This is a genomic window from Arthrobacter globiformis, assembly GCF_046536215.2.
Lineage (GTDB): Bacteria > Actinomycetota > Actinomycetes > Actinomycetales > Micrococcaceae > Arthrobacter > Arthrobacter globiformis_E.
The window spans coordinates 4,321,371-4,347,363 of the sequence record NZ_CM143421.1; the positions used below are offsets into that span (position 1 = coordinate 4,321,371).

The 25,993-nt window shown below is 67.5% G+C and carries 23 protein-coding genes and 1 pseudogene; 12 read left to right on the forward strand and 12 right to left on the reverse strand.

What is annotated here, in order from left to right; all coding sequences use genetic code 11:
- Window positions 1-12 precede the first annotated feature (12 nt).
- From R5O87_RS19595 to R5O87_RS19610, 4 genes and pseudogenes are all read left to right on the forward strand, one after another.
- A complete protein-coding gene (locus tag R5O87_RS19595) occupies window positions 13-954 on the forward strand; it encodes an ABC transporter permease (RefSeq protein WP_410556615.1) in 942 nt (313 codons plus the stop codon).
- Window positions 947-1,792 (forward strand): ABC transporter permease, encoded by an 846-nt coding sequence (locus R5O87_RS19600; protein ID WP_410556614.1) that lies wholly within the window; start codon window positions 947-949, stop codon window positions 1,790-1,792. Before R5O87_RS19595 ends, R5O87_RS19600 begins: the two co-directional genes overlap by 8 nt.
- On the forward strand, window positions 1,785-3,551 hold the full coding sequence (locus tag R5O87_RS19605) for an ATP-binding cassette domain-containing protein (RefSeq protein ID WP_410556613.1): 1,767 nt from the start codon (window positions 1,785-1,787) through the stop codon (window positions 3,549-3,551). The genes R5O87_RS19600 and R5O87_RS19605 overlap by 8 nt, the downstream gene beginning before the upstream one ends.
- A gap of 108 nt (window positions 3,552-3,659) precedes the next feature.
- Window positions 3,660-4,421: pseudogene (locus R5O87_RS19610) on the forward strand (MFS transporter); the annotation flags it as partial.
- 555 nt (window positions 4,422-4,976) lie between these two features.
- Here the strand turns inward: R5O87_RS19610 and R5O87_RS19615 are convergent.
- The 4 genes from R5O87_RS19615 to R5O87_RS19630 form a co-directional block, all read right to left on the reverse strand.
- A complete protein-coding gene (locus tag R5O87_RS19615; protein WP_410556612.1) occupies window positions 4,977-5,657 on the reverse strand; it encodes a hypothetical protein in 681 nt (226 codons plus the stop codon).
- 368 nt (window positions 5,658-6,025) lie between these two features.
- Window positions 6,026-6,604, reverse strand: a complete 579-nt coding sequence (locus tag R5O87_RS19620; RefSeq protein WP_410556611.1) for a hypothetical protein — start codon at window positions 6,602-6,604, stop codon at window positions 6,026-6,028.
- Window positions 6,601-6,924, reverse strand: a complete 324-nt coding sequence (locus tag R5O87_RS19625; protein WP_410556610.1) for a hypothetical protein — start codon at window positions 6,922-6,924, stop codon at window positions 6,601-6,603. Before R5O87_RS19625 ends, R5O87_RS19620 begins: the two co-directional genes overlap by 4 nt.
- Before the next feature lie 420 nt (window positions 6,925-7,344).
- Window positions 7,345-8,388, reverse strand: a complete 1,044-nt coding sequence (locus tag R5O87_RS19630) for a LacI family DNA-binding transcriptional regulator (protein ID WP_410556698.1) — start codon at window positions 8,386-8,388, stop codon at window positions 7,345-7,347.
- Between the two features lie 161 nt (window positions 8,389-8,549).
- Here R5O87_RS19630 and R5O87_RS19635 point away from each other — a divergent pair, with 161 nt between their 5' ends.
- Together R5O87_RS19635 and R5O87_RS19640 are read left to right on the forward strand one after the other, a co-directional pair.
- Window positions 8,550-9,485, forward strand: coding sequence for a dihydrodipicolinate synthase family protein (locus R5O87_RS19635; RefSeq protein ID WP_410556609.1), 936 nt, complete (start codon window positions 8,550-8,552; stop codon window positions 9,483-9,485).
- Between the two features lie 115 nt (window positions 9,486-9,600).
- Complete coding sequence (locus R5O87_RS19640; protein ID WP_410556608.1) at window positions 9,601-10,998, forward strand: MFS transporter; 1,398 nt, start codon at window positions 9,601-9,603, stop codon at window positions 10,996-10,998.
- Window positions 10,999-11,106: 108 nt separating this feature from the next.
- Here R5O87_RS19640 and R5O87_RS19645 read toward each other — a convergent pair whose 3' ends face one another.
- The 4 genes from R5O87_RS19645 to R5O87_RS19660 form a co-directional block, all read right to left on the reverse strand.
- Window positions 11,107-11,439 carry a serine hydrolase gene (locus R5O87_RS19645; protein WP_410556697.1) on the reverse strand — a complete coding sequence of 111 codons (333 nt, stop codon included), beginning with the start codon at window positions 11,437-11,439 and terminating at the stop codon, window positions 11,107-11,109.
- Entirely contained in the window at window positions 11,436-12,707 is a 1,272-nt protein-coding gene (locus R5O87_RS19650; RefSeq protein ID WP_410556607.1) for an aminotransferase class I/II-fold pyridoxal phosphate-dependent enzyme, read from the reverse strand. The genes R5O87_RS19645 and R5O87_RS19650 overlap by 4 nt, the downstream gene beginning before the upstream one ends.
- Entirely contained in the window at window positions 12,704-13,561 is an 858-nt protein-coding gene (locus R5O87_RS19655; RefSeq protein WP_410556605.1) for a class I SAM-dependent methyltransferase, read from the reverse strand. The genes R5O87_RS19650 and R5O87_RS19655 overlap by 4 nt, the downstream gene beginning before the upstream one ends.
- A gap of 184 nt (window positions 13,562-13,745) precedes the next feature.
- On the reverse strand, window positions 13,746-14,702 hold the full coding sequence (locus tag R5O87_RS19660) for a phosphatase PAP2 family protein (RefSeq protein WP_410556603.1): 957 nt from the start codon (window positions 14,700-14,702) through the stop codon (window positions 13,746-13,748).
- A 127-nt stretch (window positions 14,703-14,829) separates the two neighbouring features.
- Here R5O87_RS19660 and R5O87_RS19665 point away from each other — a divergent pair, with 127 nt between their 5' ends.
- Window positions 14,830-15,018: a hypothetical protein gene (locus tag R5O87_RS19665; protein WP_410556602.1), complete on the forward strand. Its 189-nt coding sequence runs from the start codon at window positions 14,830-14,832 to the stop codon at window positions 15,016-15,018.
- Window positions 15,019-15,069: 51 nt separating this feature from the next.
- Window positions 15,070-15,465 (forward strand): hypothetical protein, encoded by a 396-nt coding sequence (locus tag R5O87_RS19670; RefSeq protein ID WP_387099298.1) that lies wholly within the window; start codon window positions 15,070-15,072, stop codon window positions 15,463-15,465.
- Window positions 15,466-15,615: 150 nt separating this feature from the next.
- On the opposite strand, the gene R5O87_RS19675 is transcribed toward R5O87_RS19670, so the two are convergent.
- The 4 genes from R5O87_RS19675 to R5O87_RS19690 all read right to left on the reverse strand — a co-directional run bounded on the left by R5O87_RS19675 (window position 15,616) and on the right by R5O87_RS19690 (window position 18,970).
- A complete protein-coding gene (locus R5O87_RS19675; protein WP_410556601.1) occupies window positions 15,616-15,930 on the reverse strand; it encodes a hypothetical protein in 315 nt (104 codons plus the stop codon).
- Window positions 15,931-15,985: 55 nt separating this feature from the next.
- Complete coding sequence (locus tag R5O87_RS19680; RefSeq protein WP_410556600.1) at window positions 15,986-16,402, reverse strand: hypothetical protein; 417 nt, start codon at window positions 16,400-16,402, stop codon at window positions 15,986-15,988.
- A gap of 139 nt (window positions 16,403-16,541) precedes the next feature.
- Entirely contained in the window at window positions 16,542-17,264 is a 723-nt protein-coding gene (locus tag R5O87_RS19685; protein WP_410556599.1) for a response regulator transcription factor, read from the reverse strand.
- Complete coding sequence (locus R5O87_RS19690; protein ID WP_410556598.1) at window positions 17,261-18,970, reverse strand: sensor histidine kinase; 1,710 nt, start codon at window positions 18,968-18,970, stop codon at window positions 17,261-17,263. Before R5O87_RS19690 ends, R5O87_RS19685 begins: the two co-directional genes overlap by 4 nt.
- Window positions 18,971-19,459: 489 nt before the next feature.
- Here R5O87_RS19690 and R5O87_RS19695 point away from each other — a divergent pair, with 489 nt between their 5' ends.
- The 4 genes from R5O87_RS19695 (at window position 19,460) to R5O87_RS19710 (ending at window position 25,853) form a co-directional block, all read left to right on the forward strand.
- Window positions 19,460-21,034 carry a BTAD domain-containing putative transcriptional regulator gene (locus R5O87_RS19695; RefSeq protein WP_410556596.1) on the forward strand — a complete coding sequence of 525 codons (1,575 nt, stop codon included), beginning with the start codon at window positions 19,460-19,462 and terminating at the stop codon, window positions 21,032-21,034.
- Complete coding sequence (locus R5O87_RS19700) at window positions 21,027-22,418, forward strand: sensor histidine kinase (RefSeq protein ID WP_410556595.1); 1,392 nt, start codon at window positions 21,027-21,029, stop codon at window positions 22,416-22,418. The genes R5O87_RS19695 and R5O87_RS19700 overlap by 8 nt, the downstream gene beginning before the upstream one ends.
- Before the next feature lie 120 nt (window positions 22,419-22,538).
- Window positions 22,539-23,537 (forward strand): o-succinylbenzoate synthase, encoded by a 999-nt coding sequence (locus R5O87_RS19705; RefSeq protein WP_410556594.1) that lies wholly within the window; start codon window positions 22,539-22,541, stop codon window positions 23,535-23,537.
- Between the two features lie 225 nt (window positions 23,538-23,762).
- The gene (locus R5O87_RS19710) at window positions 23,763-25,853 is read left to right on the forward strand and encodes a PhoX family protein (RefSeq protein WP_410556593.1); all 2,091 of its coding nucleotides are present in this window, start codon (window positions 23,763-23,765) and stop codon (window positions 25,851-25,853) included.
- Window positions 25,854-25,993 lie beyond the last annotated feature (140 nt).

Consider the following 25,993-nt stretch of genomic DNA (forward strand, 5'->3'; position numbering starts at 1 on the left):
GCAGGGTCCCGCATGATGCTGTTCCTCGCCAGGAGAACGGCGGCCCTGGTGGTCGCCGTTCTTCTGGCATCTTTCGTGGTGTTCCTCATCCCGTACGTCACACCGGGCGACCCGGTGCGCAAGATCATCCGCTCGCGGGTGGCCGGCGACGCGATCGATGACTCCGCCGTCCAGGCCCTGAGCGCCCAGCTGGGACTCCAGGATCCGCTGTGGACGCAGTACCTGCGCTGGCTGGGGCGTTTCGCCGGCGGCGACATGGGTCTGTCCTACACCAGCCGCACACCTGTGGTGGAGCAGGTGCTGCCCGCCCTCTGGGTCACGCTCAGCCTGGTGGTCATGACGCTGGCCGTGGCCGCGCTGATAGCGGTGATCCTCGGCATTACCGCCGCCCTGAACGAGGGCCGCACGGCAGACAAGGCCATCACCGCCGTCTCGCAGGCGTTCATCGCCATGCCGGAGTACTGGCTCGCGCCGATGCTCGTTCTGGTCTTCGCGCTCGAACTGTCCGTTCTGCCGTCGGCCGGGTGGGAAGGCCCGACGTCGGCAGTGCTGCCCGTGGCGGTCCTCGCCCTGCGTCCGGCGAGCCATTTCACGTCCGCCGTGCGCGAGGGAATGCTCGACGCGCTGGGCGCCGACCACGTCACCGCCGCCCGGGGCAGGGGACTGAGCTACTTCGATACCGTCCGGAAGCATGTCATCCCCAACGGCCTGTTGCCCCTCACCACGCTGACGGCCGTGTGGTTCGCGGGCCTGCTCGGTGGATCGGTCATCGTCGAGGTCATCTTCGCGATCCCCGGGATGGGACGGCTGCTGTTCGACGGCGTCCTGAACAGCGACATTCCGCTGGCACAGGGGGCGGTGGTGGTGGTCGTGGGGCTGGCTGTGCTGCTGACCACCGCGGCGGACCTGGTCCACGGCCTCCTCAACCCCCAGGTCAGGATGCGCCATGCGTAAACTTCCCCTGCACATCCGGATTGCCGCCTGCGTGCTGGCCCTCGTGGTGCTGTCCGTTGCCCTGGCCGGCTGGATCGCGCCCTATTCGCCTGCGGCGCAGGACCTTGCGTCCCGGCTGTCCACGCCCACCGGAACCCACTGGCTGGGCACCGACCACCTGGGCCGCGACACCCTGAGCAGGCTGCTCGACGGCGGCCGCTTCTCGCTGACCATCGCCGCCCTCGCCACGGTGCTCACCGCGGTCACCGGCACCGCGATCGGCGTGCTCAGTGCCCGCCGGCGGGGCTGGCTGGACGAGTTCTCCACCCGCACCAACGACATCCTGCTGGCCATGCCCGAGATGGTGGTGGCGCTGTTCCTGGTGGCCGCGCTGGGCGCGGGCTACCCCTCGCTGCTGCTGGCACTGACCGTCACCGGCTGGACACCTTTCGCCCGGCTCGCCCGGGCGTTGGCGTATGACGTTTCCGCCCGCGGCTTCATCGAGGCGGCCCGCGTGCTGGGCTGCCCGCCCTGGTTCGTGGTGCGGCGGCACATCCTGCCCCATCTGGCCGGGCCGCTGCTGGGCCAGGCCACGCTCCGGTTCGGGCAGTTCCTGATCAGTGTGGGCGCCCTGTCCTACCTGGGCCTCGGCGTGCAGCCCCCGCAGTCAGACTGGGGCTCCATGCTCGCCGCCGCCCAGCCCTACGCCGTGAGGTCGCCGATGACCATCCTCGCGCCCGGCCTGGTGATCTTCACGGTGGCGCTGTGCGTCACGCTCATCGGCCAGCACCTGGCGCGCATGTCCAGCAGCCGCCTGCTGCTGGCTTCCGCTCCTGCACCGGAGGCCACCCATGCATGAGGGCCTGATCATCGAGGACCTGCACCTCAGCGTCCGGGCACCGTCCGGCGCTGCTTCCGGTCCGTCCGACCGTCCGGTGCTTTCCGGCGTCGGCCTCACCGTGGCACCCGGCGAGTTCGTTGCCCTGGTGGGGGCATCCGGAAGCGGCAAGACGATGACCGCGCTGTCCGTCCTGGGACTGCTGCCGCCGCAGATCCACGTGGCCGCGGGGTCCGCCCGGCTGGGCGGAACCGACCTGCTGCAGGCCAGCGGCGCGGAGCTCAACCGGCTGCGCGGCGGACGGATCGGGATGCTGTACCAGCAGCCCAAGCGGATGTTCAACCCGCGCATGACCATCGGCAGCCACCTGGCCGAACCGCTGAAGCTGCACCGCGGGCTGCGCGGACGCCAGGCCAAGGCGCAGGCGCTGGAGCTGCTCACCGCCGCCGGATTCGAGGATCCAGCGCGGATTGCCCGGGCGTACCCGCACCAGCTGTCCGGCGGCATGGCGCAGCGGGCCATGCTGGCCGTGGCCATGGCCGGACAGCCCGAGCTGCTGCTCGCCGATGAGCCGACCTCCGCGCTGGACAAGGTGCTGGAGCGGCAGATCCTGGAACTGATCGACACCCAGCGGCGCGAGCACGGCCTCGGAGTCCTCTACATCACGCACGACCTGGCCACCGTATCCGCGTTCGCCGACCGGGTGGTGGTGATGGATGCCGGCCGCGTCCAGGAGGAAGGCCCGGCCAGGACCGTCCTCGGCGCACCCCGGACGGCATGCGCCAGGGAGCTTCTGGAGGCGTGTGCCCTCACCCGCCGCCGCATTGCGGCAGCCGGTGAGCCCCTGCCGTCCCGCGACATCCTGGCGCTGGACGGCGCCACCAAGCAGTTCGCGAAGGGACGCGGCGCCCGGCCGGCCCTGGAAAACGTCTCGCTGAGCCTGCGGGACGGCGAGATTCTTGGTGTCCTGGGCCAGTCCGGCTCCGGGAAGAGCACGCTGGCCCGCTTGCTGGTGGGGGTCGAGGCACCGGACCGCGGCCGGATTGCCCGGATGCTGCCCCTGGCGGACAGCAAGGACGACGGCGGCACCGCCCGTTCCCGTGTCCCGGGCACCGAGGTGCAGCTCGTCTTCCAGGAACCGCACGACGCCTTCGACCCGCGGATGAAACTGGCCGCGAGCCTCGAAGCACCATTGCTGCGGCAGCGGACGGGTACGGCGGACGAGCGCCGGGAGCGTATCCACCAGGCGGTCCGGGATGTGGAGCTGAACCCCGACCTGCTGGAGAGGTACCCAAGCCAGTGTTCGGGAGGCCAGCTGCAGCGGCTGACTATTGCCCGGGCGCTGCTGCTGGACCCGGCGGTGCTGATCTGCGACGAGGCCACCTCGGCCCTCGATGCCGTGACGCAGCGCAAGGTCCTGGACCTGCTGCTGCGCCTGCACCGGGACCGCCGTCTTGCGCTGATCATGATCTCGCACGACATGAACGTCATCCGGTACATGAGCCACCGGGTGGCCGTGCTGTACCGAGGCGCCCTGGTGGAGCTGGCCGGCACTGCGGAGTTCTTCGCCGACCCCCAGCACGGGCACAGCAAGGAGCTGGTGGCGGCCGCCCGCGCCCATCCCATGGCCTGCGCCGCCCCCGTGGCCTGCAGTGACCTGGCGGCCTGCGCCCACCGGTCACTGGCCATGGGCATGCGGGCTTCCGTGGTCATCGGGGGCGTGGCGGGCGGCCCTGAACCGGCCCGTTCCCTGGAACTCGCCAGCTTCCCGGACTCCTAAGGACCCAGCCGATCAATGCCGTACCTTCCTGAAACGCGTATCCTGCTTGGCACCCAGCTGGTGTTCAATGTGGGGTTCTACGCGGTGATTCCCTTCCTGGCCGGCGCCATGGGCGGGGACTACGGACTGGACGCCGCCGCCGTCGGGCTTGTCCTGGGTGCTCGTACCTTCAGCCAGCAGGGTATGTTCCTGTTCGGCGGGATGCTCGCCGACCGGTGGGGTGCCCGCCGCGCGATCCTGACCGGCTGCCTGGTCCGCATCGCCGGGTATGCGACCCTGGCGGCCGCGTCGGATTTCACGTTGTTCCTGCTCGGCGCCGTGCTGGCCGGCGCGGGAGGTGCGCTGTTCTCCCCGGCCCTGGAGTCCCAGCTGTCGCATGCGGACCGGACCCATGCTGCCGAACCCAAGGGCGGGGCACCTGGCAAGGATCCTGGCAGGGCCCGGCGCTCGGTGTTCGTGTGGCTGGCCATCACGGGGGAGATGGGTGCCCTGGCCGGTCCGCTGCTGGGGGCTGCCCTGCTGGGGTGGGGCTTCGACGCTGCGCTGGCGGCGGGCATTGCGGTCTTCGTCGCGGTGACGGTGGTGCTGTGGTTCCGCCTCCCCGCCACGTCACCACGAACGCAGAAAACCGCGGGGGAGCCGGGGGCCGCGGCAGCCGGGGAGCCCCGCAAGCCCCGCGGCGCGCTCGGGTGCCTGAAGAACCGCCGCTTTGTGGCGTTCTGCCTTCTCGCCAGCACCAACATGGTGGCCTACAACCAGCTCTACTTCGCGTTCCCGCTTGAACTGCAACGGCGGGGGCTGGACGCTTCGTGGCTGGCCATGCTGTTCCTGCTCGCCTCCGTGCTGACGCTGCTGCTGCAGTTGCCGGTGGCCGCGGCGGGCCAGCGGCTGGGACCGGGCCGGGCCATGTCCGCAGGCTTTTTTGCTGCTGGGCGCCGCGTTGGCAACTGCCGCCGTGACGTCTGTCCCTGTGGAATCCGCCGGTTCTGTGGCTGGACGTTCCGGAGCAGGTGGTCCGGCGGCATCCGGGGCGGCGGAGGCCGGTGCAGTGGCACTGATGGCAGGCATCGTCGGCGCGCTGATCCTCGGCCATATGATCCTGACGCCCACCATCCTTGCGCTGATCCCGCGGTTCATTCCGTCGGAAGGGGCGGCGTCAGGGCGGGGCGCCTATTACGGCCTGTCCGCCACCTGCGGCGGCATCGCCGTGCTGGCGGGAAATGCGCTGCTGGGCTGGCTACTGGATCTGACGGACCGGCACCACTGGTGGCCGGGCACTCCCTGGCTGCCGATGATCGGGCTCGCGGCCCTTGGCAGCGCTGGCGCTGCCAAGGCTGCTGCACGGCATTCCCAAAGCCAGCGCCGCCGGAACGGCGACAGTGGCCGATTCGCAGGAGCAGCTGCGGTAAACCGCCCGGGGCTTTGTTACATCCCCGTCCAGCGGCGGAGGGTGCTGTTGACGAGGCCGATCAGCACGGCCGTCCACCAGCACGCCTGCGAGATGCTGAGCGCGATCAGCAGGCGGGTGCGGAGCCGGCGGCCCAGTTCGCTGAAACTTGTTTCCCGGGGAAGCGCGAACATCTTGTGCATCGCCGGACCGATGCTCAGGCCGTTCAGCATCAGGATGAGCACGCAGCCGAGCTTCACGGCGGTCACCGGGTTGGTGATGTCGGGCTGGATGAACGCCCCCGACGCCAGCAGCAGTGCGAGGCCGCCCCAGATCAGCGGTTTCGTTGCGCGTTCAAGCTTGGGGGATGCGTGCATGTGCACCTTGCCCATGAGCCACAGCAGGCCCAGCCAGTCGACGACGAGGATGGTGCCGAAGGCCAGCACCAGGGCGAGGATGTGCACGGCAAGCCCGATGCGGTGCAGCACCGGGCCGCAGTCCAGGAAGTGCCCGCACAGCAGGGAGGCGAGCCAGCCTGCGGTGCAGAGGATGCCCAGCAGGACCAGCCGAATGGTCTGCTTTCGGGACGTGGGGGTCCTGAGCGCGGCGCGGTTGCGGCGGACCGGAGCGGCAGGGCGGTGGGGCTGGTATCTGGGGACGGAGTTTGTTGCGGGTCGGGTTTCAGGGCGGGTCAAGGTGGTGCGGGTGTCGGCGAACATAATGCCGGCCTTTCATCACTGTTGTGCTCCCCTGAATGGTGCCGGGAGCTGGGCTGGCCGGGAGTTCCGGACAGCAGGAATTGCTGCGCTTGGTTGGGGGATTTATTTAGGAGCCGGGAGCGGCTCGCGCGCTGCGATGCAGGGCGCACGCTCCTGGAGTTTTGCGGCTCCAGGGGAGTTTCGGTCGACCTAAATGAATACGATACAGGTTGATTTGGGGATTAAGCAAAGAAAGCGTTATCAATTCGTCGGCGTGTCGATGCTAGATTCAGCCTCTTTGTCATGTAGAAGGAGCAATACGAACGGGCCTCCCGCGCGAGTGCAGAAGGCCCGCGCCGAGGGCATTCGCCCGGCGTGCAGATCGTGTCTTAGTCGTCCGAACCGTGTCCGCCGCTGTCGTCGCCCGGCTCGGCAGCGCTGCGCTGTTTGCCCTTGTCATCGCCCGGTTCCGAGGCTGTCCGCAGGCCGCCTTTGTCGTCGCCGGGCTGGACGGAAACGACGGCGGAGCCGGCGTTGGTCTGGGAGCCGGCGGGACCGGCGTCGGGCTGGGAAGCGGCGGTGCCGCCGGGCTGGGACTGGGCGGGATCGGCGTCGGACTTTTTTGTCACGGTGCCGCCTCTGCGGTCCGTGTCCGAACCGCTTTCCGTCGACGCCGTTGTCCGCCGCCCGCCCTTCCCGCTCTCGGATTCCGGCTTGCCCACAGTCTTCACGGGCGGGGGCGTTGTGTTGCCGCCCTCGACCTTCGGCGTGGCGTCCGGGACCGCTTCCGCGCTGACAACGGCAGCCGGGACCGGAGGATTGCCGGTGTTGTTCGGCAGGAGGATGCTGTTCGCGTTGCCGGTGCCCGCTGGCGTGGTGTTCAGAACCTGCGTGTTGACGGCAAGGGCGGCGGAGCCGGTCACGAGGATCCCGGCCACGGAGAGCGCGAGTGCTGCTCTGGTTTTCATGGTCGTCCTCCGTCTTGGATCTCGTGCAGATGCGCCAGCATGGCCTGTTCGGGGTGTCCGGGATGTTCGGAGATGTGCCTGAGCAGCTGCAGCCGGGTGGCCGGGTCCAGGTTTTCGTCGCCGAGGATTTCGCCGATGAGCCGCATCAGCTGGCGCTGCAGTATTCCGCCCCGGGGAGCGCGCTGGGCCGGCCGGTGGCCCACCCGGGTCTGGTCGGGAGCTGCTGCGGGGCCGCCGGCTGCGTGCCGGGCGGGCAGCCTCTCCGGGGTGGGTGACTGCCAATGGCTGTCACCGGGTGAATACGGGTCCGGGCTCATCATCTTATTTACCTTCCACCTGCGCCGCCCCGCGGGCCCTTCCGGCATGCGCTGAGACCGGCGGCGTTGCCGGCAAATCCCGGTGTGAAGGGGAATGCCGTCTGCCGGTATTGTTCCGCTACTCCATGGTGGATTTGCTGGTGAACCTTGGGGTCCTGCGGAGGCCAGGTCCCCCCAGTTGGAAGGCGCGCCGGCAGTGCGCGGCGGCGCGCGGCCGCTGGTGGGTTGGGGGTCTGCGTTCCCCAAGGTTAAACGGGATTTTCCTAGGAACGGCTGCCACGATCTTCCTATCTGGTCCGACGCCACAGCCGCGAGTGGTATCAACCAGCTGGCCGGCCCGGCATTGCACCCCCCTGACATGCCGGGCCGGCACCCCCAAACTTTTGGCTGGCCGCCGTCGGACTCCCGTGCGGGGCGCGTGCCCTACTTTTGTCCGGGTTTCACCGGAAAATGTACCGGTCCTCCGCTGGACTGGCGGGGAATCAGAGTGGGCATGAACCGGCGTATGTGCGGCTCTGCACCCGGGTTCACGATGAGGTCGATGGCCGTGGCTGCGATCTGGTCCAGGGGGACCCTGACAGAAGTCAGGGGGGTGGGCAGCCGGGCGGACAGGGGGGTGTCGTTGTAGCCGACGAGGGCCAGGTCATCGGCGATGGCGATGCCGTGGCGGTGGGCTGCTGCCATGACGCCCATGGCGATGTTGTCGTTGGCCGCGAATATTGCTGTGGGGCGCTTTCTTGCGTGGCCCGCCAGCAGCGTTTCGCCTGCTGAGTATCCGTTTTCGATGCCGTAGCCGGCGGCGACCAGCCATTCCTTCCGCGGCTTGATTCCTGCTTCATCGAAGGCCCTGCGGGCCCCCTGGAGGCGAGCGGTTCCGGTCGAGGTGAAGTCGGGTCCGGTGACGACGGCGATGTCGCGGTGGCCCAGATCGATCAGGTGGCGCACGGCAAGGTATCCGCCCACTTCGTCATCGCCGACTGCCGAAGGGCTCTCGCCGTCGGTGCGCAGAACCAGGGCGTGCGCCACGCCGCGTTGGCGGAGAAGTCGGGGCAGATCGTCATCGAGGCGGGCCGTGGCGAGGATCAGGCCGTCAACGTTCCTGCCCAGAAGCGTCTCGGCGGCCCGCCGTTCGTCGTCCGGGTCATCGCCGCTGGTGGCCACCGTGGCAAAGTAGCCGCGGCTGGCGGCGGCGCGTTCAAGCGCTTCGAACATCAGTGCCATCACAGTGTCGCTGAGCCGCGGCACCAGCACGCCGAGGGTGCGGGTTTCGCCGCGGCGGAGGCTGGACGCGAAAGAATTGCGCCGATAACCCAGTTCCTCGGCCACTTTGCGGACATGTGCTGCCGCGGCCGACTTGGGTGCGTTGCCGCGATCGTCGAGCGCGCGGCTTGCTGTGGACACGCTGACTCCGCTGGCTGCCGCAACGTCCCGCAGCGTGACGGGCGTGCCTGGTGCCACCGGTTCCATGTGCTTGCTCCTGTTCAGGGTGGGGTTAGGAAACACTCTATTTCCTCCTTCCGGAAATCAGGTCTTGACAGTGAGTTGAGACACGCCGCAGAATGAAAACGTTCCCGCAAACGTTCTCACATCATAGCGGGGCTACCATCAAGAAAACAGAGGAAGCTCTCATGACCATCGATCTTCGCGGGCTCGTTCCCGCACCTGTAACGCCGTTCAACCGTGACGGCAGCGTCGACGTCGACGCGATCCACCGTCTCGGCGGCTGGCTGGCCGGCGTTGAGGGCGTCAAGGGCCTCGTGGTCCTCGGACACGCAGGCGAAGGGACGTTCCTGACCCAGGACGAGCAGGCCCTGGTCATCCGCGAGTTCAAGAACGCCGTCAACGGGGAGCTGCCGATCATTGCTGGCATCACCGGCGAAGGCAACACCGTCGCGGCCCTTGAAGCCCAGCGCGCCGTCGAAGCCGGCGCTTCTGCGGGCCTGGTGTACCCATCGCACGGCTGGCTCCGGTTCGGGTACCAGAAGGGCGCCCCGCAGACCCGGTACAAGGAGATCTACGAAACCTCCGGCCTGCCGCTGATCCTTTTCCAGTACCCGGACGCCACCAAGGCCACCTACGACCTGGAAACCCAGCTTGAAATTGCGGGCCAGGAAGGCGTCTTCGCCACCAAGAACGGCGTCCGCAACATGAAGCGCTGGGACACCGAGATTCCCGTCCTGCGTGAGACCTACCCGGACCTGCAGATCCTCACCTGCCACGACGAATACCTGCTGCACACCATGTTCGACGTCGACGGCGCCCTGGTGGGCTACGGCGGACTCGCCCCCGAACCGCTGGTGGAGCTGATCGCGGCCGGCAAGGCCAAGGACTACGCGGCAGCCCGCGCCATCCACGACCGACTCCTGCCGGTGACCAAGAACGTCTACCACCGCGGCTCCCACATGGAAGGCACCGTCGCCCTCAAGGAAGGACTCGTCGCCCGCGGCATCCTCGAACACGCCACCGTCCGCCCGCCGCTGCTTCCCCTGGCGGAAGGCGCCGGCGAGGAAATCGCGCTGGCCCTCCAGTCGGCCAACCTGGGCAGCGTCACCGCCGCCGTCTGATCTCCGGATCCCGGGGGATGGCGGGCCCTGGCCCGCCGTCCCTCCCCAGGATTTTCCATCTCCACTCTTGGTCAATGAGGACCCCAGCATCGCAGCTGGAGAAGGAGGACTCGCAATGCGCGAGCCGAACAACACAGCAACCATGGCCGGCGGTCCACAGGCCGGCAGATTTAACGCCGAACTCGTCGCCAGACTCGAACGCCTGCCGCTCACCCGGCGTTTGACCCTGATCCGCGTGATCATCGGTTCAGCAACCTTTTTCGACGCCTACACCGTCCTAGCGATTGCCTTCGCGATGCCGCAACTGGCCTCCGAATGGCACCTGAGCGCCGGCGAAATCGGGATGATCCTCTCGGCCGGCTACGTGGGCCAGATCTTCGGGTCCCTGTTCTTCGGGAACCTGGCCGAGAGGATCGGGCGCCTGCCCGTCCTGCTAATCACCATCCTGCTTTTCGTCTCCATGGACATCGCCTGCCTCTTCGCGTGGGGCGCCTGGTCCATGATCCTCTTCCGGTTCCTCCAGGGCATTGGCACCGGCGGCGAAGTACCGGTCGCCAGCGCCTACATCAACGAATTCGTCGGCGCGAAGAAACGCGGCCGGTTCTTCCTCCTGTACGAGGTGATCTTTCCCGTCGGACTCATGTTCGCTGGCATCGCAGGCTACTTCCTGGTGCCGGTCTTCGGGTGGAAGGCGATGTTCATCGTCGGCCTCGTTCCGGCCATCCTGACCATCCCCATGCGTGTCCTGATGCCCGAATCACCGCGCTGGCTCGCCTCGAGGGGACGCATCCAAAAGGCCGACGCGGTGGTCGCCATGCTCGAAAACGAGGCGGTCAAGGCCGGCCACACACTGTCCGAACCAATCGTGCGCCCGGTAGACCCCAAAGCCACGGCCCGCTCGGACTGGCGGGAACTGTTCAAGGGCATCTACCGCAAACGTACCTTCACCATCTGGCTGCTGTGGATCTGCGTCTACATGGTCAACAACGGCCTCGTCACCTGGCTGCCCACACTGTACAAGCAGACGTTCAACCTGCCCCTGCAGACCAGCCTTGCGTACGGCTGGGTGACCTCCGCCGTTGGAGTCGTGGCGTCGATCCTGTGCGCCCTGCTGATCGACCGCGTCGGCCGTAAGCGCTGGTACTCAGTGGCGTTCCTGGCCTCCACGGTCCCGCTCGTGGTGCTCACAGCGCTGGGTGCCGTCTCGGCAACACAGGTGGTCGTGTTCGCCAGCATCGCCTACGCCATCCTCCAGACGATCTCGTTTTCCCTGTACCTCTACTCCGCCGAGCTATACCCGACCCGCCTCCGCGCCATCGGCACCGGCTTCGGCAGCGCCTGGCTCCGCGCCGGCTCCGCCATCGGCCCGGTACTCGTGGGATGGATTGTGGACAACTTCGGCATCAGTTACGTCTTCACCGTCTTCGCCGCCGTGGCCCTAATCGGCGGGATCATCACCATCGTCTTCGCCATCGAAACCAAGGGCCGTGTGCTCGAAGAACTTTCACCCTGAGGTTCTCCCGATCCCAGACGGCCCGATCCCAGGCAGCGGGAGGGAAGGCGGCACGGACTCCCGGAGTCCGTGCCGCCTTCCCGACTGCCGGGGACGCGGCGTCGTACGTCAGAACAGCCGGTCCACGACCGCCTGGGTGAGTTGCCGGATGATGATGGTCTGCACCGGGATTTCCGCCACGCTGGCGCCCAGCGAGTAGACCACGAAGGCGTAGGAGCGCTGACCCTGCACCAGGATGCTCGCGTCGTGCAGGTTTCCGTTGAGCAGCCCGTACTTATGGAAAACGGTGACGTCCGGCGGCACCGCGGCGGGGATCAGGGCCTCATAGTTGGTGTTCTGCATGTAGGACAGGTGCTCGGCGGTGTGGTCGGGGCTGAGCAGCCGACCCGTGTAGAGCAGGGTGAGAATCCTGGCCGTCTCCGCCGGGGATGGTCCGGTCAGGGCAGCTTTCGGGGGTTCGCGGGAACGATGGGGATCAGGCCCGTGGGGAGCTTGATTTCGGCGTCCTCCGGGCGGTCTTGCCCTGCCCTTTCGATGGCCGCCCGGAAGTGGGGCAGGCTGCGCTCCACCATGTCCTCGCTGGCTGTGAGGGAGATCCGGAAAAACCCCGGTGTCTCGAACAGGACCCCCGGAAGCACAAAGACATCCTCTTGGCCGAGCGCCTCGGTGAACGCCTCGTCGTCATGAATCGGGGAGTGGACGAACAGGTAAAAGGTGCCTTCGGACGGCCGGAGCCGGTATCCCATGCCGCCCAGCTCCTGGACCAGCCGGTCGCGCTTTTGCTGGAGCTGGCCGACGTCGATGGTGAACGTCTCCAGCCGCGGCAGCGCGTATTGCAGTACGGCGTTGGGGTAGATCCAGCCCATGGCAAGCTGCATGGCCTCGACCGCGGCGCCGAGCTCCTTGCGGTCCGGCATGCTCGGCGGCAGCGCCAGGTATCCGACCCGTTCGCCCGGCGACAGGTGCGTCTTGTCGTAGGAGTAGGCCAGGAGCGTGTACGGATAGAACTCCGCGGGGCTGTGGAAGCGGACGCCGTCGAACACGATCCGGTTGTACGGCTCATCGGACACCAGGTAGATCCGCCGGCCTATCCGCGCCGACGCGTCGTCGAGGAGCGTGGCCAGCTGGCGGAGGAGCTCGGGCGGGTAGATCCTGCCGGTTGGGTTGTTGGGTGAGTTGATGATCACCACGCGGGTCCGCTCGGTGATGGCCCCTTCAATCGCCGCCAAGTCGAGGTCGAAGGTCTCGAGGTCGATCGGCACCTTGACCGGGACCAGCCCCGCCTCGACGGCGAGCGGCTCGTAGAGGAACCAGGGCGGCAGGCTGTAGATGACCTCGTCGCCGGGGTCGGCAACCGCCTTCAGTGCCAGGGCGATCGCGGTGAAGCCTCCGGTGGTGAGGTACAAGTCCTCGGCTTCGAACGGAACGTCGAGCAGCCGGGCCAGCGAATCCGCAGCCGCCTCCCGGGCATCCACCTCGTTGGTCTTGTACGCGAACCAGTGGTCGTCGTGCGGGTGGAGGGCATCGCGCAGGGCGTCTACATAGGCCTCCTGCGGCATCTGGTGCGGGTTGCCCAGCGTGAAGTCGCAGATGCCGGGAAGGTGCTTGCGGCGGGCGTAGGTGGAATGGTTCAGGTGCTCGGAGATCCTCCGGAAGGACGGAATGGAGGCCACCTCAAGGGCGCGGCGCGAGGCGGGGGAGTCCGTCACAGCCCGGTTTCCTGGGGCTTGGCATTGGCCTTCGCCGTGAGCAGCAGATACTCCCATTCCATCTGCGCGGGCGTATCGCCGTGGGCCTCGATGTATGTGCTGGCCAGTTCCGTCAGGGCCTCGTCCAGGGCTTTGGATTTTTCCTCGTCTCCGGACAGCGACTTGTACACGGAGATGGTGGGACCGTAGTGCGACTTGAAATAGTGCAGGAAGTCTTCAGGCTGGCGGAAGCTGGTGATCGCAACTGTCCGCTTCTGCGCCCGGATCTCGCCCAGCCGGCTGCCGAACAGCTCACGGACATGGTCTTCGCTGCCCCACAGCGGCGCCGGCTGCGCGCCGGGCGGAGGCGGGGGAGCGAAGGGTTTCATGGTGGAGAACATCTGTCCGATGAACCCCTCCGGGGTCCAGTGCAGCAGGCCAATGGTCCCGCCCGGCTTGCAGACACGCACCAGTTCATCGGCGCTCGCCTGGTGGTGCGGGGCGAACATGGCGCCGAGGCAGGACATGACGACGTCGAACTCCCCGTCCGCGAACGGGAGATGTTCGACGTCGGCCTCCACCCATTTCAGTTCAACGCCGCGGTCGGCAGCCTGCCGCCGCCCGGCGTCGAACATCTCCGGGGTGAGGTCGCTGGCTATCACCTTTGCACCCATCATGGCCGCGGGGATGGCCGCATTGCCGGCGCCCGTGCCCACATCCAGGACCCGCTGGCGCGGTCTGATGTTGCAGGCCTCCACCAGGATGGCGCCCAGGTCCAGGAGGAGCTCGCTGGCGAGGGCAGGGTAGTCGCCCTGCGCCCACATGGCCCGGTGTTTCTCCTTCAGGGCCTTGTCCGCCCCGGCTTGGTCGTTCATGTCCGCGCACCTCTGCTTTCGCAGGTCCAGTAACAGCTCAGCTGAGTCAATGGAGGCTGTGGTGCGACTTATTGTGGGCTTCCGGGCGGGGCTTGTAAAGGTTGCGCACTCCCAACTGGGTAGCAGCACAGGGCGTTCCCAGCGCTGGGAACGCCGTGTGCTGCTACTCAGTTGGATGCGGGCGCTAGTCCCGGCGCCGGACGGCGTAGGCGAACAGCGACGTCGTGGCCACGGTGGCAAGGTACCCGGCGATCACGATCAGCGAGATGCCTGCCCAGAAGTAGTTGGTGGTGCTGGCCTCCTGGCCTATGCCCGGGACGATCATGACCAGCGAATACACCGACACGGCAGCCGAGGCCAGGCCCAGCACCACAGGCAGCCCGATCCACAGCCGTGCCGAACCCCAGTGGCCGCCGAAACCGTCCCAGACGTTCCATTCATGGCCGTCGTTGCGGAGAATGAGCCAGCCCGCGGGAATCATGAAGCAGCCCACCACCAGGAACGCAGCCACCACATCAGCCGGCCGGTGCCACTGGTTCACCAGCGTGGACATGCCCGAGGCGATCGCAAACGTTCCGCCGACAAACCCGGCCAGCGGCCGCCACCGCGGGGAGGCCATCAGGAACACGGCCGCGGCCGCGCTCGCCGCCAGCGTGGTGTGCCCGGACGGCAGCGAATTGAGCTCCAGCGTCTCGACGCCCCGGTACGGGCGCAGCGGCAGCAGGTCCTTGAGCACCTGCGTCGCGATGTTTGCAGCGACGCACGCCGCGACGGCAATTCCCGCGGCCCGCCAGCGGCGGTGAATCACCGTCACCAGAAGAACCACGACGGCGGCCATCACCAGGGAGATGGTGGGCAGCCAGTCCAGGAACCGGGTGGTCACCTTGCCGGCGGGCCCGTGGATTTCCACGGCCTCCACCAGGGCGGACTCGTCGATGAACTGCCCGGTGGTGGTCCGGACGAAGTAGTAGTAGGTGGCGGCGAGGCCCGTGGCACAGGCCAGGGTGGCCACAGCGAAGAGGAATCCGGTGCCCGCCGCAAGGCGCATCTTTCCGGCTGACGGCTGACGGCGCGGCTGCTGACGGCCCTGCTGCTGGCGGCCTTGCTTCTTACGGCGGGGGTCCCTGAGCTGGAAAGTCATCGTAACAAGGGTGTCACAGTTTGCTGGGAGCCGCCTGTCTGTCCGGTGGGTGCGTCCTGTTGCCCTGCATCCGCGACCGCTTGCTGGATGCTCGACTCTGCAGGGCAGGGGGCATTACGTTGGGGGCATGACCGAAAACCCAGACGAGACCCGCGATGTTTCCGGCGAACCGGTCCGCGACGAAGCCGCAGCCGATGAAGCGGCCCGCGAGGAAACCGACCTCAGCACCAAACTGGACCCGGATTTCATCCCGCAGCAGGGCGAAACCCCGGACGCGAAGCGCGCCCGCGAGCACCCGGAGGAAACCGGCAGCTGAAGCCCTGTATTGGGGGCCTAAAGCGGGCGCGCTGGCGGCTAAAGTTGGTGCATGGGCGGTATCGCGGATGTACTTGGCCCCATCCTGGAAATAATGACATGGGTGGGCTTCCTCCCCGGCGTGCCGTTGCTCGTGTGGGGACTGATTATCGAACGGCGCCGCTGCGCCTGGACCAAGACCACCGGTGAGGTCTACACCGCCGGCGGCTTCACCGGCTTCCGCTGGACTGACCAGGAGAACGTTCCGCGCCAGACCCTGGTGGACGCCGACGTCGGGCGGGGCCTGGTGGCCGGCACCAAGGTGGAGCTCCATTACGATCTCTGCCACCCCTCGCGCTGGGGCCTGAAACCGCCGAAGCACGACAACATCATTCTGATCCTCGGCTGGATCCTTACCGGTGTGGGCATCGTGAGCACTGTCGGGGGCTTCGTCCTGTTGCTCTTCTGAGTGGGGAAACCGTCACACCGGGCCGCCTGTAAATCCGGGCCGGACATACGTCGGGTACCCGTGCCGCGCCGGGTACCCGGTCTGTGGGGCAGCGTGGGCTGCGTTTTTTGTCGCGTCGACGTGGGCTGTCGGCCGGACGTGCACTGTCTGCTAGTGCGGATCGACCGTTGAGGCCCGGCTATCGCGCGCGGAGCGGCCGCCGCGCCTGTTCCTGTCGCGCAGGTGGTCCAGCAGCGCCTGTTCGGGATGACCGGGGTTCTCGGCGAGGTGGCGCAGGAGCCGGCGCCGGACGTCGGAGCGCGGATCGGAGGTGGCGAGCACGTTATGGATGATGTCCAGGACCTGCTGATGGAGTTCGGAGTCGTCCACCATCACCGTGGTCGGCTGGCCATAGGAGGAGTCAACCGTGGAGCCCCATCGCTCCGGCGGAATGGGTTCATACAGGTCGCGGAATTCCGTGTGCATCACTGGCTCCTTTTTGCGGGGGGAAACTGCTTCTTCGGATTGCCGCCGCGTGCGCTTAGTAGTCACTGGTACCGCCAGTCCAAATGATCTGGTCTGGCTCCACCAGCTCGACCCCGGATTCATCGGAGGACACGTCGGGGTCCTCACCGGAATTGGCCGGGTCGTCGGGTGCCGGTCCGGTCTGGGCCGGTTGTGCTGGGTTCGTGGAGAGGGGCGAGGAGGTGGCAGGGTTCAGCGGCGCCGACTTGAGCGCCGGCGACGAGGTCTTGGGCGTGGCCGTGGGGTTGGTACGCGGCGACAGTCGCGGGGTTTCAGTTAATCCGTTGAAGTTGAGGACCGAGTCGCGGGGGTCCGGTTCACGAACAATTACGCCGGGTTCCTGACCTGTCGGCGCCCCGATAACAGCCTGCGCCCAGACGGTGATGCTGGCGAGACCCACCAGCGGAATGCTCAGCAAGGACCACCTTTTCATCGGCCTGCCACACCTCCTTCGTGAAACAACTTTGCGGCGTGAAGGTGAGGCAGGGATGAGACGCGGATGAGAGTCTTCTCATCCACCCGGCGGGCGTTTTTTTGGGCGCAGTTATGGGCTGCTTTGGGGGCCTGAAGGCCTAAATCGAGTGGTCTTCGGCGTCACCGGCATCGCCGGGTGCCGGTGCTGACGGGCCGGGCAGGCAGAGAAGGCGGTAGCCCACACCGCGGACGGTCTGGATGCGGTCCTGGCCGAGCTTGTGCCGCAGGTACCGCACGTATACGTCCACCACGTTGGAGGACCCCTCAAAGTGGAAGCCCCACACCCGGCTCAGGAGCTGCTCACGGCTGAGGACCTTGCCGGCGTTCTCCATGAACGTCCGGGCCATGACGAACTCCCGCGCGGACAGGTCGATCACGCGGCCGCCGATCTCGGCCGTACGCAGATTCACGTCGAGTGACAGGTCGCCGCAGACGAAGGTCGGGGCGGAGGTCACCGCCTGCGCACCCCGTAGCCGGAGCTTGATGCGGGAGAGCAGTTCCTCGAACCGGAAGGGCTTGGTCATGTAGTCGTCCGCACCGCCGTCGAGCGCCGCCACGGTGCTTTCGAGGCTGTCCGCGGCTGTCAGGATGATCACCGGAATCGTGGAGTGCATGTCGCGGAGGTTTTTCAGCACGGTAAGGCCGTCCATCCGTGGCATGCCAATGTCCAGGATGAGGAGGTCGAACTCCCCGGACGTGGCGTAGTCCAGCGCCCTCACGCCGTCGGAAACCTGGGTGGTGGTGTAGCCGGCCGCCGTCAGGCCTTTGGCGAGGAAGGCAGCGATGCGCGGCTCGTCGTCGGCGATCAGGATCCGGGTCATGGCGCACCTCCCGCCCGGGTGGCCAGTTCAATGCCCGACGCCGGTCCCGCTGGCTTCGGTTTGCCGCCTGCGGCGCCTTTTCCCCGATGTCGCGGTCCCTTGCCGGCCGGCCCCTGAACAGCCGCGCTGGAATCTGCGGAATCCCTTGTGCCGCTGCCGCTTCGGCCGGTCATGTCCGCGGCGGCGGAATCATCCGCTTCACCGCCCGTGTCCTTGCCGCCGGACGGGATCCTGATCACGAAACGGCTGCCCTTGCCCTCCTCCGACTCCAGCAGCACCGTGCCGCCGTGCGCCTCGGCGATGGCCTTCACGATGGACAGCCCCAGGCCCGAACCCTCCGAGGCTGCAGAGTTGCTGCCCCTGCCGAAGCGCTCGAAGATGCGCTCATGGTCGCCGGCCGGGATGCCGGTGCCGGTGTCCGACACCCAGATCTCCAGCTCCCTTGACGCCGGGTCTGCCAGCTCCCGCACAACCACCGCCCGGCCACCCTGGGGAGCGCCGTCGTCGTTCACCACCCAGGCGCCGCCAACGGAGATCCGGTCCGACTCGGCGGTGTGTTTGACCGCGTTCGCGGCGAGCTGCTCCAGCGCCTGGGTGAGCCGGCGGCGGTCGGCGCGGATCAGGCCGCCGGGCTTGGCGTCCAGGTGCCACTGGCGCTCGCCGAGGACCCGCACCCGGTTCAGGACGTCCTCCAGGAGGTCGTCCGCCTCCACCCAGGCGGGCGTCACGAAGTCCGGGCGCCCGCTGCGGGCAAGGATCAGCAGGTCATCCACCAGTACCTGCATCCGGTCCAGCTCGTCCAGGAGGAGCATGCGGGTCTGGTCGACGTCCTCGGGATCTCCGGCACGGAGCAGCTCCAGGTAGCCGCGGATGATGGTCATGGGGGTTCGCAGTTCATGGCTGGCGTCATGGACAAAGCGGCGCTGGTTGTCGGAGCCGGACTCCAGCCGCTCCAGCATGCGGTTGAAGTTCATGGCCAGCTGGGCGACGTCGTCCGAGCTGTCCGGCACTTCAACCCGTTTTGTCAGGTCCTCAAAGGTGGTGGCCTCGGTGGCCTCGCGGAGCCGCGTGACGGGCCGCAGCAGCCGCCCGGTGACCAGCCAGCCCACCAGGCCTGTCAGGACGAGCGTCGCCAAGGACGCCAGGGCGAAGGTCCACATCGACGCGAAAACCTCGGCCCGCTGGGCACCGATCTCGCTCGAGGCAATCAGCAGGCCCTGCGCCTGGCTGCCCGCCAGCGACACGGACGTAATGGCCAGGCGGACCTGCCGGCCGTCAATGTCCAGGTCCCGCATCACGGTATGGCCGGGCGAGCTCCAGTCCCAGACGTGGTCGGTGACGGCTGCGGTCCTCAGATTGGTTGCCTGTGGCGCCTTGGGCAGGATGATGTTGCCGCCGCGGACCATGGTCATCACGGACTCGTAGCCGCCGGGTGCACCATTGCGCAGATAGGTCGTAAAGAGGTCGTGCAGCGAGGCGTAGGCGGCGCCGCCGTGGTTCGGCGACCCATGCTTGGCCAGCTCGTCCAGGTTCTGCCGGGGCACCAGCAGCTCGGCGTTCACCCGGTCGTTGAGGCTTTTGAGCTGCGCGGCATGCGTGGCCGCGCCGGCCACAAAGAGGCCCACGGCCATGAAGACGAGCAGCGTGGCCAGCAGCCGGAAACGGACGGAATGGACTTCCGTGCGCAGTGCGCCGGCCGTGTTCATGGGACTACCCGGCCTCTTTTAAGGTGTGACGTGCGTAACACGGCACGCGAGCACGCCCGCCGCACAAATTTTTTTTGAAATCCGGAACGGCCGGCAAAGACGCTCATCGCCGAGTACTCGGAGTACTTGGTTGTACCCGGCCCGGCCATGGTCCGCCTCATTGGATCACCCATTTCATGCTGATTCGGAGGTCCTCCGGGGACGAGGATCGCAGTAGCACCGCTCTAACTGCGGTAATACGAATGTAGCCCCGGGTTCTTGGGAAAAACTTGGTGTTTCTGGGCCCCGCTGCCGTCCTCCGGGAGGGTTCAAGGGGAGTCGCGGACCACCCCCGCCGAGTGGTGGGCGGCTCGATGCAAAAGCAACCAAGTAGTGCCGCCACCGAAATTCGAGTACTCGCTACTCGTGCCCCTACTTGCCTGAGTGACAAGTATGAATCCAAGCCATTCATGGGGAATGCAGTTCATGGGGATAGTAGGTGCAGACAAAATGGTACAGACGGTTGCAGAAGATACTCGTTGGGCCCGGAGAGTCAACGACGACGAGTACCTCCCGAACTCAATGGAAGACGCCGGTGGCACAACAACGAAGTTGTCCATCAACATCCTGGGTCCGCTCCGTGTCCGCCGCGGCGGCGCGGTGATCGGATCCCACGAACTTGGCGGGCCCAAGCCGCGCCAGGTCCTTGAAATCCTGTTGCTCAAGCTGGGGACCCCGGTCTCCAAGAACCACCTGATCGATGTGCTGTGGAACGGCCAGCCGCCGGCTGAGGCCCTGTCCACGCTGGAAAGCTACGTCAGCGTGCTGCGCCGGCACCTCCAGCCCGGCAGCGGCAAGGGCGGCGCCCTCCGCACGGTCACCGGCGGCTACATGATCGACCGCAGCATGGTTGACCTTGACCTCGACCGCTTCGATGACCTGCTCAAGCAGGCCGGACATGCCTCACCCGAGGAATCCTTCCGGCTGCTCGAGAAGGCCCTCGACATCGCGTCCGTGCCGCTGCTCGGCGATGAGCTGCTGGCCGGCTGGGCCGAAGAGGAGCGTGCGCTCCACTCCGCACGCGTCGCCAGCATCAAGGCACGGGCAGCGGAAGCCGCCGTCGCCGTCGGACACCCGGAGCGCGCGGTGGCCCTGGCCAGCGAACTGCTGGTGGACGATCCCATCAACGAGCGCGCCTGGACCGCCCTGGTCCTGGGCCTCGAGGAATCCGGGCAGTACATGGAAGCGCTGCGGGCCTACGGACGCTGCCGCCGGGTCATGGACCAGGAGATCGGCTGCCTCCCCGGACGTCCGCTGCGTGAAGCACACGCCCGGCTGCTGCAGGCAACGGCCGCCAGCGAGGACGAAATGGACCTCTCAGATTCTGAAGCTCCCATCCCGGCAACATCGCAGATCACCCGGGAAATCAGCATCCTGACCATCGATGACCACAGCACGTTCACCGAACTGCTGACGGCAGCCCTGGACCGCGAGCCCGACCTGCGGAGCGTCGCCTCGGCCACCACCGCCAAGAGCGGCGTGGAGCAGAGCATCGCCCTCAAGCCCGACGTCGTGATCATGGACTTCCACCTGCCCGACGGCGACGGCCTCACCGCCGCTGCCCGGATCCTGGCCGACGCCCCGAACACCCGGATCGTCATGCTCACCGGCGACCCGACGCCGGAAGCACTGCGGACCGCCGCCTCGATGGGCATCTGCGCCTTCCTGCCGAAGGGCGGATCGCTCTCCACCCTCCTGGACACCCTCCGCTACGCACGGGCCGGCAACATGGTGGTCCACCCGTCCCTGGTGGCCCAGCTGGGCATGTCCACCCCCGCCCCGGCCCCCGCTGTCCGCGAAGTGGAACCGGGCGGCCCCGTCCTGACACCGCGCGAACTGGATGTGCTGCGGCTGATGGCCGGTGGCCACGGCTCGAAGGAAGTGGCCAGCAAGCTGGACATCTCCCTCAACACCTGCCGCGGCTACGTAAAGGCGATCTTCGCCAAGCTTGGAACCCACTCGCAGCTCGAATCGGTCATGGAGGCGTCACGGCGCGGCATGCTCGAGCAGCCGAGCCATGGCTAGGCCCTCGCTCCGCAAACCTGCCCTGTTCCGCCCGTTCGAATCGCCGGCCAACCAGAATTCCGAGGTTTTCAAGGCTGTCCGGCGGTTCCTGTTGATGGGGCTGGTTGCCCTGGTGGTGGTCACCACCCCGGTGGCCTTCTGGATCTGGTCCGAGGCTGAACGCCACGCACTGCAGAACTCCAAGGAGGCCACCGACCACCTGGCCAACAACGTGGTGGGGCCGCTGCTCGACGAGGAAGTCCTGTCCGGCAACCCCACCGCCCTCGAACGGCTCGACGACCGCCTCCGTCCCTGGATGGACGACTCCTCGGTCTTTGAGATCCGGCTCTGGGACAAGAACGGGCGCATCGTCTACTCGGAAGACCCCAAGCTCATCGGCCACACCTTCGGCTTGCCGCACGAGGCGCAGGAAGTCCTGGACGGCGGGGACGTCCCGGCCAACCTGGAGACGCAGAAGGACGAGGTCAACACGCCCAACGTCGAAAACGGCGAGCTCGTGGAGGTCTACGTGCCCGTCAGTGCCCCCGACGGGCAGAAGCTGGTGTTCGAGACCTATTACGACGACGACGGCGTCCGCCAGGAACAGGCTGCGGTTCTGTTCGGCATGGCCCCGCCGTTCCTGCTCTCCCTCGCCGTCCTGCAGCTGGCCCAGCTGTTCCCCGCAGTCCAGCTGGCCCGCCGGATCCAGGCGTACGAAGCCGGCCGGAGCCGTCTGCTCCGGCGGGCGATCGAAGCCTCCGAGCTGGAGCGGCAGCGCATTGCCCGCGACCTCCACGATGAAGTGATCCAGGAGCTCTCCGGCCTGTCCTACGTGATGGAGTCCGAGGAGCTGCACAGTCCCGTGGGCCAGCGGGCGCTGTTCTCCGACGCCCGGCGCATCCTGCAGGACAACGTCCGCAGCCTGCGGGCCATGACCAGTGAGCTGTACCCGCCGGACCTGAACCGCCTCGGCCTCTCCGGGGCGCTGGCCAGGCTCGGCGACCCGCTCGAGGAACGCGGGATCAGCCTGGAGCTCGACCTGCCGGATCAGTGTGAGCTGGACCGGGACCGCGCGGCGCTGTTCTACCGGGTGGCCCGTGAGGCACTGGCCAACACCGCCAAGCATTCCAGGGCGACCAAGGCCGAGCTCCACCTCCAGCAGGGCCGGGACCGTTCGGAGATCCGCATCCAGGATGACGGCTGCGGTTTCGACCAGAGCCAGGGGTCGCCGGAGGGCCACTTTGGCCTGCGGATCATGAAGGACACCATCGGCGAGGCCGGCGGCACTCTCGAGGTGATGTCCGCTCCGGGCCACGGGACCACGGTGATCGCCCGCTTCGGAGTCGGCAGCGCCAAGGTTCCGGCCTCCATGGACCACGAGCCCGAACCGGTGCCCTCGGGGTAACTTCCCCCTCAGCTGCACCCCGTATGCCGCCGGCCCCTCCAATGGCGTGGGGGCCGGCGCAGTCCTGTCCGCCGGTTTCGGCCTGGCGGGTCGGCGGGGCAGCGACGGTACAGTGAATCCATGCCTTTCCCGTACCCGCCCCTCGAGGAGCTGCTCGCTTCCGCCCGGGTGGTGGTTCTGCCCATGCGCGTGAAGTTCCGCGGGATCCTGGAACGCGAAACGCTGCTCCTGCGCGGCCCGCTGGGATGGGGCGAGTTCGGCGCCTTCCCCGAGTACGGCGACGCCGAGGCTTCCCGCTGGCTCGCCGCCGCGATCGAAGCCGGCTGGCACGGTTTCCCGGAACCCCTGCGGACCAGCATTCCCGTCAATGCGACCGTCCCCGCCATCTCGGCGGACCGGGTGCCGGAGATTCTGGACCGGTTCGGCCGCGTGGACGCCGTCAAGGTCAAGGTGGCGGAACGCGGGCAGACGCTCGATGACGACGCTGCCCGGGTTGCCGCTGTCCGCGCGGCGCTTCCGGACGCTGCCGTCCGGGTGGACGCCAACGGCGGCTGGGACGTGCCCGCTGCGGTGGCGGCACTGACCCGGCTGGCTGGCGTCGGACTGGAATACGCTGAACAGCCCGTGCCCTCGATCGGGGGCCTTGCCGAGGTGCGGCGGCAGCTCCGTGCGGCGCGGGTTCCGGTCCTGATCGCGGCCGACGAAAGTGTCCGCAAGGAGGACGACCCCCTCAAGGTGGCGCGCGCCGGCGCCGCAGACCTCCTGGTGGTGAAGGTGGCCCCGCTCGGGGGAGTCCGCCGCGCCCTGGAGCTGGTGGCGCAGGCGGGGATGCCCGCCGTCGTGAGTTCCGCCCTCGATACTTCCGTAGGGATCCGGGCCGGGCTCGCGCTTGCGGCCGCGCTGCCCGAACTGCCGTACGCCTGCGGGCTGGGAACGGTCTCGCTGCTCGCGGCGGACGTGATTGGCTCGCCCCTGGTGGCCGACGACGGCGCCATCACCTTGCGCGATGCCGTCGCCGACGAGGGGCTGCTTGAGCAGTACGCCGCCCCGGCGGAGCGCCGGGACTGGTGGCTCGCCCGGCTCCGCCGCGCCTACGCTCACCTCCCCGGCCCGGCCTAAACCCTTCCCCCAAACGCCCTCTCACCACCCGCAGGTTTTCCGGCGATCCTCTCTCACGTCCTGCGGGTTTTCCCCCGACGCTCTCGCACTTCCTGCGGGTTTTCCCCCGACGCTCTCGCACTGGGGTGCGAGTTCACCGGATCTTCATCTGAGTGTCGGCTTCCGGTTCGCTTTCGGTGGAAAGGTGGCGGTGCCGCATCTAAACCCTTGGAAGGTCTCTCTCCCATGTCTGAAATCTCCGGACGCAAGTTCGCCCTGCTACCCATGCTCGGGCACACCAAAGGCAAGCGCAGCCCCATCACCTGTGCCCTCAAGTGCGACAACGCCTGCGCGGGCGACGTCTGCAACACGAGCTCGAACAGCTACTTCCGCGACATTGCCTCCACAACTCTGTCTCGCCGCGCCGCCCTGGGCTTTGGCGCCGCCGGTGCCCTCGCCGTCGTACTCGGCGGTGCCGTAACGTCCGGCGAGAAGGCCGTTGCCGACGGCGGAACGGGACTTTCTGCCGCCGCGAAGAACGGTTTTGGCCCGGGTGCGTCCAAGCTGCAGTTCACCGCCATCCCCCCGGTGGCGTCCGACGTCGACGCCCTGACGGTGCCGGCCGGCTTCACCTGGCAGCCGGTGATCCGGTGGGGCGACCCGATCTTCAAGGACGCCCCGGCGTTCGAGCTGGGCAACCAGACTGCCGCAGCGCAGGAGCGCCAGTTCGGCTACAACAACGACTACTCGGACATCCTCGAGATCCCCGGCAGCAAGGGCCGCCGCGCGCTGCTGTTCGCGAACCACGAATACACCAACGAGAACATCATGTTCCCGGCCAGCATGCCGGCCGAGCAGATGCGCGCGGTGGGTGCGGCTGCCCACGGCCTGACCGTCGTCGAGCTGGAGCGCAAGAACAAGAACAAGCCGTGGACCTACGTCCAGGGCGCCCCGCTGAACCGCCGTTACCTGAACAGCACCCGCTACGAGCTGACCGGACCGGTCGCGGGCTCGGACCTGGTCAAGACCGTGGCCGACCCCGAAGGCCGCTGGATCAACGGCACGCTGGGCAACTGCTCCGGCGGGACCACCCCGTGGGGCACCATCCTCTCGGGCGAGGAAAACTTCAACGGCTACTTCGTGGCCCCGGGCACGTCCGCCTCGGACAAGCGCTACGGCCTGACCAACAAGGCCACCGCGCGGCGGTGGGAGCTGGACGATCCCCGCTTCAACGCCAACAACGCCGGCTACGAAAACGAAACCAACCGCTTCGGCTGGATCGTTGAGGTGGACCCGTTCGACCCGACCTCCACGCCGAAGAAACACTCTTCCCTGGGCCGCTTCAAGCACGAGGGCGCCAACGTGATCGTGGCCAAGTCCGGCCACGTGGTTGCCTACTCCGGCGACGACGAGCGCTTCGACTACCTCTACAAGTTCGTCTCCAAGGCCAAATACCGCGAGGGCGACCGCAAGCACAACATGACGCTCCTCTCCGAGGGCGACCTGTACGTTGCCAAGTTCACCGGCAACGCCCCGGCGGCGGAGATCGACGGCAAGGGCTCCGTCCCGTCCGACGGCTCCTTCGACGGAACCGGCGAATGGCTGCCCCTGGTGGTCGGCGGCAAGTCCATGGTTGCCGGCATGTCCCTCGAGGAAGTGCTCGTGTACACGCGGCTGGCCGCCGACAAGGTGGGCCCCACAAAGATGGACCGCTGCGAGGACGTCCAGCCGAGCCTGCACACCGGCAAGGTCTACGTCGCGTGCACCAACAACTCGGACCGCGGCAAGCCTGGCAAGGAAGGCGCCACCGAGGTCAACCCGCGCAACGAAAACCGCGACGGCCACATCGTGGAAATCTCCGAGACCGGCGACCAGACCTCCACCAGGTTCACCTGGAACCTGCTGATGGTCTGCGGTGATCCCGCCACCGGCGACGTTACGTACTTCTCCGGCTTCCCGGCCGACAAGGTCTCGCCGATTTCCTGCCCGGACAACCTGGCCTTCGACTCCGTGGGCAACCTCTGGATCTCCACCGACGGCGCCCCGTCCGGTATCGGCAAGGCCGACGGCCTGTTCAAGGTCACCCTCGCTGGCCCCGAACGCGGCCGCGTGGAGCAGTTCCTCGCCGTGCCCCGCGACGCCGAAACCTGCGGACCGATCGTCCACGACACCGAGCGCAGCGTTTTCGTCTCCGTGCAGCACCCCGGCGAGGAGGGCACCTTCGAGGCGCCGCACTCCTACTTCCCGGACTACGTAGCCGCCGGCGCAACGCCCCGCCCCGGCCAGGTCCGGGCTCCCCGCCCGGCCGTGGTCCAGGTGTTCCCCACCGACGCCTAGGGCTTCTCGGCAGGACGCTCTCTCAGATCCTGCGGGTTTCCTGCCAACGCCCTCTCACTTTCCTCGGGAAAGTGAGAGGGCGTTTGGCTTTAAGCGGCAGGAGGTGATGGGGCGTTGGGCTTTAAGCGGCAGGAAGTGAT

Bases quoted from the DNA above. Each gene is read 5' to 3' on its own strand.
- R5O87_RS19595 (WP_410556615.1), top strand. From the start codon at position 13: ATGATGCTGTTCCTCGCCAGGAGAACGGCGGCCCTGGTGGTCGCCGTT.
- R5O87_RS19600 (WP_410556614.1), top strand. From the start codon at position 947: ATGCGTAAACTTCCCCTGCACATCCGGATTGCCGCCTGCGTGCTGGCC.
- R5O87_RS19605 (WP_410556613.1), top strand. From the start codon at position 1,785: ATGCATGAGGGCCTGATCATCGAGGACCTGCACCTCAGCGTCCGGGCA.
- R5O87_RS19615 (WP_410556612.1), bottom strand. From the start codon at position 5,657: ATGTTCGCCGACACCCGCACCACCTTGACCCGCCCTGAAACCCGACCC.
- R5O87_RS19620 (WP_410556611.1), bottom strand. From the start codon at position 6,604: ATGAAAACCAGAGCAGCACTCGCGCTCTCCGTGGCCGGGATCCTCGTG.
- R5O87_RS19625 (WP_410556610.1), bottom strand. From the start codon at position 6,924: ATGATGAGCCCGGACCCGTATTCACCCGGTGACAGCCATTGGCAGTCA.
- R5O87_RS19630 (WP_410556698.1), bottom strand. From the start codon at position 8,388: ATGGAACCGGTGGCACCAGGCACGCCCGTCACGCTGCGGGACGTTGCG.
- R5O87_RS19635 (WP_410556609.1), top strand. From the start codon at position 8,550: ATGACCATCGATCTTCGCGGGCTCGTTCCCGCACCTGTAACGCCGTTC.
- R5O87_RS19640 (WP_410556608.1), top strand. From the start codon at position 9,601: ATGCGCGAGCCGAACAACACAGCAACCATGGCCGGCGGTCCACAGGCC.
- R5O87_RS19655 (WP_410556605.1), bottom strand. From the start codon at position 13,561: ATGAACGACCAAGCCGGGGCGGACAAGGCCCTGAAGGAGAAACACCGG.
- R5O87_RS19660 (WP_410556603.1), bottom strand. From the start codon at position 14,702: ATGACTTTCCAGCTCAGGGACCCCCGCCGTAAGAAGCAAGGCCGCCAG.
- R5O87_RS19665 (WP_410556602.1), top strand. From the start codon at position 14,830: ATGACCGAAAACCCAGACGAGACCCGCGATGTTTCCGGCGAACCGGTC.
- R5O87_RS19670 (WP_387099298.1), top strand. From the start codon at position 15,070: ATGGGCGGTATCGCGGATGTACTTGGCCCCATCCTGGAAATAATGACA.
- R5O87_RS19675 (WP_410556601.1), bottom strand. From the start codon at position 15,930: ATGCACACGGAATTCCGCGACCTGTATGAACCCATTCCGCCGGAGCGA.
- R5O87_RS19680 (WP_410556600.1), bottom strand. From the start codon at position 16,402: ATGAAAAGGTGGTCCTTGCTGAGCATTCCGCTGGTGGGTCTCGCCAGC.
- R5O87_RS19685 (WP_410556599.1), bottom strand. From the start codon at position 17,264: ATGACCCGGATCCTGATCGCCGACGACGAGCCGCGCATCGCTGCCTTC.
- R5O87_RS19690 (WP_410556598.1), bottom strand. From the start codon at position 18,970: ATGAACACGGCCGGCGCACTGCGCACGGAAGTCCATTCCGTCCGTTTC.
- R5O87_RS19695 (WP_410556596.1), top strand. From the start codon at position 19,460: ATGGTACAGACGGTTGCAGAAGATACTCGTTGGGCCCGGAGAGTCAAC.
- R5O87_RS19700 (WP_410556595.1), top strand. From the start codon at position 21,027: ATGGCTAGGCCCTCGCTCCGCAAACCTGCCCTGTTCCGCCCGTTCGAA.
- R5O87_RS19705 (WP_410556594.1), top strand. From the start codon at position 22,539: ATGCCTTTCCCGTACCCGCCCCTCGAGGAGCTGCTCGCTTCCGCCCGG.
- R5O87_RS19710 (WP_410556593.1), top strand. From the start codon at position 23,763: ATGTCTGAAATCTCCGGACGCAAGTTCGCCCTGCTACCCATGCTCGGG.